Below are 6,391 nucleotides of genomic sequence, written 5' to 3'. Positions count from 1 at the left end.
ACCACCTCCGCTCAGGGGGGGATTTATCATGCCGGAATTCTGTTTCTGAATGGAGCAGGATTTTGGGTCAGGGTCAGGGTCAGGGTCAGGGGCAGGGTCAGAAACATCAATATGGCGGTGAGTCTGCGTGCGTGGTTTTTGTCGTCTGTTTTATGGATTGTTTTTTGCATCAGACATCTTTCGGTGTCGGTTATCGGTGCTATGATCGGCATAACTCAGTCAGGTTGTTGGTTTGGGATATTCAGCGATTGAACAGATCGCTTAAATCGGACTGAGTTCCCTTCAAGTAATCTACTATTTGGAACCGCTATTTAGGGGAATTACTTCGGTAATCCATTGATGAACTTCGCTAGCTCAACAATTTGCTCATCGGTAAGGTTGGCTTTAGCTCGGTTTCCTTTACCTTCTATTTTGCCATCACGCCGTGCCTTCAGTCCTTCGATCATGACATCTTCAGAGAGTGTGTTCAGCGCTGGCGCTTGATCCATTGCCTTCTTGTCAGCCAACCGACCGTGACACCCTGAACAACGCTGCTCATAGATCCCTTTCCCCTCCGCCTGAGCCGCCCTAGGCACCAGCAAAACCAATGACAGGCATGAGAAAAGAAGGCATGAGGAGAATACGGAACACTTCATTATGCCCCCAGTGCAATCTGCTGAAATAGCATGGTTAACGCCTGATCGTTGCGCGCCCCTTGATGCACTGCGGTCACTTTCCCCTGGGCATCAATGAGAAATGAGGTCGGTGTACCAATAACGGCATAACGTTCCTGGGTAATTCCAAGTTGATCGCGCACAACGGGGTAACCGATCTGCCGCTGAGACAGCACCGGACGAAGATCCACCTGCTCGGCATCCGTATTTACTGCGACGACCACAATCTTATCGCCATAGGTTTTACTGAGTTTTTCGAGCGTGGCCATTTCAGAGACACAGCCCCCGCAGCTTACCGACCAGAAATTCAGGTAGACCGTTTTACCTTTCCAACGATCCAACGACGCCTGTTCTCCCTGTAAGTCATAGGCCGCCAGTGCGGGCGCCTCTTTTCCCAACGCCACGTTGTCCTGTTTGCAGCCTGCAAGCAACGTCACAGCGACCAAGGCCACCATCAATGAACACTTACGCCATAACATGCTGCTGACTCCCCGTACTGATAACCTTACCGTGCTGTAGGCGGATAATGCGATCGGCGACCCGCCCCAATTCTGGGTTATGTGTCACCATCACAATAGTACGCCCCTGTTGATGCAATTGATTGAGAAGAGCCAAAACACGCTGCTCATTCTCTTCATCCAGATTTCCTGTCGGTTCATCAGCGAAAATAACCGGGGGTTGATTCACCAATGCACGGGCAATACATACGCGTTGCTGCTCTCCGCCAGACAGTTGGCTTGGGAGATGGCTAACGCGATGCGACAACCCAACCTGTTCCAGCACATTGCGCGCTGCCACCTCATCCACCACGCTGTGATAATGCTGCGCCAACATGATATTCTCCAATGCGCTAAGAAAGGGGATCAGGTGGAACTGCTGAAAGACCAGGCCGATCTTATCGGCACGGAACTGACGACGCCCTTCTTCATCAAGCGCAGCCGCATCGGTACCATCCAGCAATACCTGGCCTTCAGTAACGGTATCCAGACAAGTCAAAATATTCATCAGCGTGGTTTTGCCGGAGCCGGATGCGCCCATAATGGCAACGAATTCACCGCGATTAATGCAGATATTGATGTCATCCAAGGCGGTAACCTCGCCAAACCGCTTGAAAAGATGGCGGGTCTCAATCACCGCCTGCGATTCTGGTTGCGGACTGACCAGCCTGACTGTTGAACTCTTCACCTTATTCTCCTTTTAACACTCTGGCCGGTTGAACATCTATCGCATAGCGGGTTGGCACAATCGCCGCCAACGTCGCCACCAACACGGACGAAAGCAACGTGAGTGGGAAAACCGGTGCCCGCAGCGCGATCGCCGCATTGAAAACGGTATGCCCAACCAACTGCGCCAGCAAAAAGCCCAGGACGATGCCCGTCAATGCCGCCGCCAGAGAGATCAACAGAGTCTCTGTTAACATCTGGCGAATAATGTCTCGATCGCCCGCGCCCAGCGCTTTCTGCAACGCGAATTCGCGCGAGCGCTCACTCACCATCGCCAGCAGCGTCGTGTTCACACACAGAGAAGACAAGACGAGGATCACCACAGAGACCACCCCCATCAGCCCTTTGATTTTATCCAGCACTTGCCCTTCAGACGCTGAAACTTTCAGGATCGGCCTGATTTCAAGTTGAGGATATTGCTGGCGTAACTCCCTGGCGAAATTGTCTACCTGGCCAAGGTCATTATTGACATTTAACAGCGCATTACTGATTTTTCCCGGTTGATGCAGCCACTTTTGCGCCAGTTCGAGACTCACGATCAACACATTATCCGTCGCATCGCCGGACTCAACGATGCCCTTGATTTGCAGGCGCTGCTGACCGTCATTCCCTACCAACGTAATGCTGTCACTCACTTTCACCTGTAGTCGATTAGCCAACTTGACGCCAATCATCGCATTGCGATCGTCAAAATTCACCCCGATCCACTGCCCGCTCACCTGCCAGTAAGGCACCAACGGTTGTAGTGAATCAAACCAGACGCCCATCACCACCACTTTCTCCAGTTCGGTACGCGCCATGCCATACAGGTAAGGGCTGCCTGCGTTGATTAGCCCCGCAGGCGCGGTGGTCAAGATCTGCTGGAAATCGGCCTGCGACAGCGTATTGTCGCTGGCCGGGCCAATATAGAAATTGGCACCAAAGGTCCGCAGCTCCTGACTCATCTTGGCATTGATGTCAAAATAGACCGCCGACATCGCCGTCACTATCGCAGCCCCTACAGTCAATGCAGCAAAAACCACGCTCACGCGTTGCATTCTGAGGCGCAGAGCGCGGATAACCAGTAACCAGAACATGCTCTTCACTGGCACCGTTTTTTTCATGCTCCCGGCGGGTTGATCAGCGGCCATACAGCACCTCCACAGGATACAGTCGTGCAATACGTCGCGCCGGGAACCAGGTGCCAATCAAGGCAATCAACACTGAAACGACCAGAACGCAAGGTGCCACAATCCAGGCAAAACTCAGGGGTGCACCGAACAACATCAGGCCGATAGCTTTCGCCAATCCCCACCCGGCTATGCAGCCCAGCACCCCACCCAACAGGCCACTAAGCGCAGCTTCAAGATAGAACAGCAGCATGATCTGCCATTGCCTGGCACCTAACGCTTTCATTAAGCCAATCTCTTTTGCGCGTTCCATAATGGTACTGGTCATCAGCGATGCAATCCCCATCGCCGCAGCGACCAGCGCCGCAAGCGTCACCACCGCCAACAACAGTTGAATTTTTCCAATAACCACCCCCTCAGACGCGGCTACTTGCCAGATTGGCCTCACCGCAGACCCCGAGATGGCTTCTTCCAACTGATGAGCAATCGACGAAACATAGGCCGTGCAATACCAGAGATCATATTCCTCAGCATTCAGCCCTTCGAGGTTCTCGCGCGCCCTGCGTGACAGATCATTTTCCGGCACCGTCAGCGCGGAAACACGAATCGCCTGAACCTTGCCTGGCAACCCCATCAGCGTCTGCACCGCCGCCAGCGGCATAACCAACTGCCGTTCCTCATCACCACCGCTGCTTAAGACGCCGGTGATCTTCAGGGTTAACGCCGCCGCGGGTCCTCTGATTCTGAATGAATCCCCGACTGACCAGTGGTTCTGTATCGCCAGTTGTTTTCCCATCAGAGCCTCCACCGGAGCACCTTCAGCCATCGGCTCCTGCGGCCACTCGCCCTGCACTTGCCAGTAAGGACTAATGATCCGTTGCCCAGTTTGGTAATCCTCCTCATCCGGCACATTGACCGGTTGCGAGAAAAAGGTTCCGAGCACGCCGACGGTTTGCTGAGCAGCGTTTTGCTTATCGACAGTGACATTGCCACTGAGCAGGGGAGCAAAGCCAACGATGTTATTACGCCAGAAGATATCCTTAATATTCGGCAACTCATTTTCATCAAGGAAATCCTGCCCAGCCAGCGGATTGCTACGCTCGCCAAACAAAACAGGGAGAGCCGCCTGTCCGGCGGGCTCAATCAAAATATTGGCGCCATAGGACTTCAACTCCCGCGCCATTTTATCTCCGATATCGATAGAGACGGCCAACAGCGCCGAGATCAACCCCGCCGCGAGAAACACGGTGATAACGGCCAACGACTTGCATCGAACGTTTCTGCGCCACGACTGCCGTAACATAATAGCCAGCATCGTTATTAATCCTCCGGTTCACCGTCTTCCGCGGTCGGCGCGATATCGACAAACTGCCGGGGCTGCGCTCGGAAACGGTTGTAGTTATCTTCGGAAGAGAAGAACCAGGTTTTGCCACCATAGCGGAATTTATACTGCGCACTGATATTAGTCAGATGGCTGCCATCAACCGGATCTTTCACATGGAGCGTCACGACGGTCGTAAAATAATTCACTCCGGTAATCAGCGCATCCCGCCCGATCACCAGTTCCCGATCGTCATTTTTCCAGCCTTCGATGGGGATAGGATTACATCCACCGGGTTTGCCGATTGAGGGGATAAAAATATGGACAGCACAGGCGACGCAGATCACCTGATTGCCCTCCATGACATAGCCCTGATCGCCACACAGCAAACACGCATCGAACACCACACCGAGGCGTAAACGATCCGGGTAGCGGTTGATCACAAAAAAGCGTACAGCCTTACCGTCATCTGACACCCAGACGAAACGGTGCAATTTACCGTCACGGATCTGATCCAGGGGGATATGAACCTGCCCGTCCTCGGCCAGCGTCACGGGAACGGCGGCTGAGAGTTGCGGCGGTTGAGAGGCAATGCGATCCCAGTAGAGCTGGCTTAGCACCACAATCACCACGACAATCCCCATCCATAGCGCAGTACGTCTGGCATTTTGCCATTCAGCCTGTGCTTTACGCCGTAAAATATCGTCAGTCTGTTGGCCGACAATTTTCCGCAAGGCAAACAGCCCGGGCAGCAGAAGTAGCAACAGCAGAATGAGCAAAAGTGCAGGAAAATAACTTAACCAGGCTGAGGCATTCGTTACCTGGGCAACGTAGCTCAACAGCGATTTCGTCAGCCCCAACACCTGTAATTTCATGAGTAACAGCAGCAGATTGCCGCTCAAAGGCAATGCCAGAAGCAGCGAAAGTAGCAACAATAGCGGCCAGCGCGCAGCGGGAAGCGTGCGAGACAGCATCGTGGTCAACACCGCGCAAAGGATGACGGTCGCCAGTGCCAATACAATCGCGCTGATGTTCAACAGAAAATCGGTATTGACTACCGTGGCGCTGGTCAAGGCCGTCAGCGACGAATGGTCTGCCCAATGCAACGCAGCGCCAGTAATCAGCAGGCATTGCCAGAAGAGAGCGAGTCGCTGATGGCGGGAAAATTGGCAGAGAAGAAACAGCACGAGCGCGGCCAATTCAGCCACGGTAAGGCACAGGCGTACAATCTGCCCTGACGGCAGATGACCACCGATTAACGTACCCGCAAGCCAGGCCAGCAGCGTCGCCCATCCCAGAGATCGGATACCCGGCAGGGGACGATGTACCCAACTGAGCCCGATCAGGAGTGCAACGGGGAGAAAAGCCTGCAAAACATTGACAAAAAAATAACTCATCACGCCCACCTGGACGAGGAAAACACCACGTCTGCCCGGCAACTGAGCCCGACAGCCACTGCCTGTTTGCCAAAGCGGAATGGCAAACTTCGCCGCATCCAAACTATGCGATATAAAACTACGCCGCATCTGCCTGACGCTGATGCGGCAAGTCGCTATCAATTCAGACCGACGTACTTGAAGTCAAAACTGACATCAAACGGTTTCCACCAACGGCTGACACCTGTTTCGGTATCCGTGTGGCGGTGCATACCGGCTTTGGATGGCGGTTCGATGTGATATGTCACTTTATAGTTACCCACACCCATCATTTTGATGTTGGCACCATAGTGTGGCCCATCGCTGGCTACCATTGGCATGAATGTGCCTTCCTGCTTGTCGCCCGTGTCAGTATTGACCAACGTATAGGCAATAGTCAGGTACGGCATCCATTCACCTGCACCGAAACCATTTTTACCCCCTTCAGTCGCGTGAATATCCGCTTCCAGATGGATATCCGCTTTCGCAGCGGGCAGACCCATACCACGCGGTTCCATGTCGATAGGTTGCAGATAAACAGCAGCAATCTCCAACTCATTCATTGTGACGGGCTCACCCGCCGGGAACTCTTTAAAGGCAAAGGCTGCGGGTGTAGCAAAGATGCTGGCAATAATGGCACTGGCTATCACACTTTTCTTCATCGTCATGT

At 53.4% G+C, this 6,391-nt stretch carries 7 protein-coding genes and 1 pseudogene; all 8 read right to left on the bottom strand.

Annotation, left to right across the window (positions count from 1 at the left end; genetic code table 11):
• Window positions 1-104 precede the first annotated feature (104 nt).
• Window positions 105-212 (bottom strand): annotated as a pseudogene (locus tag DXU84_RS24155) (IS630 family transposase); the annotation flags it as partial.
• Between the two features lie 108 nt (window positions 213-320).
• Window positions 321-635, bottom strand: coding sequence for a c-type cytochrome (locus DXU84_RS24150; protein ID WP_037035778.1), 315 nt, complete (start codon window positions 633-635; stop codon window positions 321-323).
• Window positions 635-1,132, bottom strand: a complete 498-nt coding sequence (locus DXU84_RS24145) for a TlpA disulfide reductase family protein (protein WP_051931076.1) — start codon at window positions 1,130-1,132, stop codon at window positions 635-637. Before DXU84_RS24145 ends, DXU84_RS24150 begins: the two co-directional genes overlap by 1 nt.
• Window positions 1,119-1,817 (bottom strand): ABC transporter ATP-binding protein, encoded by a 699-nt coding sequence (locus DXU84_RS24140; protein WP_037035794.1) that lies wholly within the window; start codon window positions 1,815-1,817, stop codon window positions 1,119-1,121. Before DXU84_RS24140 ends, DXU84_RS24145 begins: the two co-directional genes overlap by 14 nt.
• 22 nt (window positions 1,818-1,839) lie before the next feature.
• Window positions 1,840-2,952: an ABC transporter permease gene (locus DXU84_RS24135; protein WP_153376795.1), complete on the bottom strand. Its 1,113-nt coding sequence runs from the start codon at window positions 2,950-2,952 to the stop codon at window positions 1,840-1,842.
• A 43-nt stretch (window positions 2,953-2,995) separates the two neighbouring features.
• Window positions 2,996-4,300: an ABC transporter permease gene (locus DXU84_RS24130; protein WP_153376792.1), complete on the bottom strand. Its 1,305-nt coding sequence runs from the start codon at window positions 4,298-4,300 to the stop codon at window positions 2,996-2,998.
• Window positions 4,301-4,305: 5 nt separating this feature from the next.
• Window positions 4,306-5,703, bottom strand: a complete 1,398-nt coding sequence (locus DXU84_RS24125; protein WP_153376791.1) for a Fe-S-containing protein — start codon at window positions 5,701-5,703, stop codon at window positions 4,306-4,308.
• A gap of 158 nt (window positions 5,704-5,861) precedes the next feature.
• Window positions 5,862-6,389, bottom strand: a complete 528-nt coding sequence (locus DXU84_RS24120; RefSeq protein ID WP_153376790.1) for an iron transporter — start codon at window positions 6,387-6,389, stop codon at window positions 5,862-5,864.
• Window positions 6,390-6,391 lie beyond the last annotated feature (2 nt).

This window comes from Rahnella sp. RcJ3 (assembly GCF_009498575.1).
Lineage (GTDB): Bacteria > Pseudomonadota > Gammaproteobacteria > Enterobacterales > Enterobacteriaceae > Rahnella > Rahnella aceris.
Note: the sequence above shows the minus strand (reverse complement) of the source record. Positions and strands in the feature narration are given on the sequence as shown.

Excerpts from the sequence above, each read along its gene's own strand:
- DXU84_RS24150 (WP_037035778.1), bottom strand. The coding sequence starts at position 635 with ATGAAGTGTTCCGTATTCTCCTCATGCCTTCTTTTCTCATGCCTGTCA.
- DXU84_RS24145 (WP_051931076.1), bottom strand. The coding sequence starts at position 1,132 with ATGTTATGGCGTAAGTGTTCATTGATGGTGGCCTTGGTCGCTGTGACG.
- DXU84_RS24135 (WP_153376795.1), bottom strand. The coding sequence starts at position 2,952 with ATGTTCTGGTTACTGGTTATCCGCGCTCTGCGCCTCAGAATGCAACGC.
- DXU84_RS24130 (WP_153376792.1), bottom strand. The coding sequence starts at position 4,300 with ATGCTGGCTATTATGTTACGGCAGTCGTGGCGCAGAAACGTTCGATGC.
- DXU84_RS24125 (WP_153376791.1), bottom strand. The coding sequence starts at position 5,703 with ATGAGTTATTTTTTTGTCAATGTTTTGCAGGCTTTTCTCCCCGTTGCA.
- DXU84_RS24120 (WP_153376790.1), bottom strand. The coding sequence starts at position 6,389 with ATGACGATGAAGAAAAGTGTGATAGCCAGTGCCATTATTGCCAGCATC.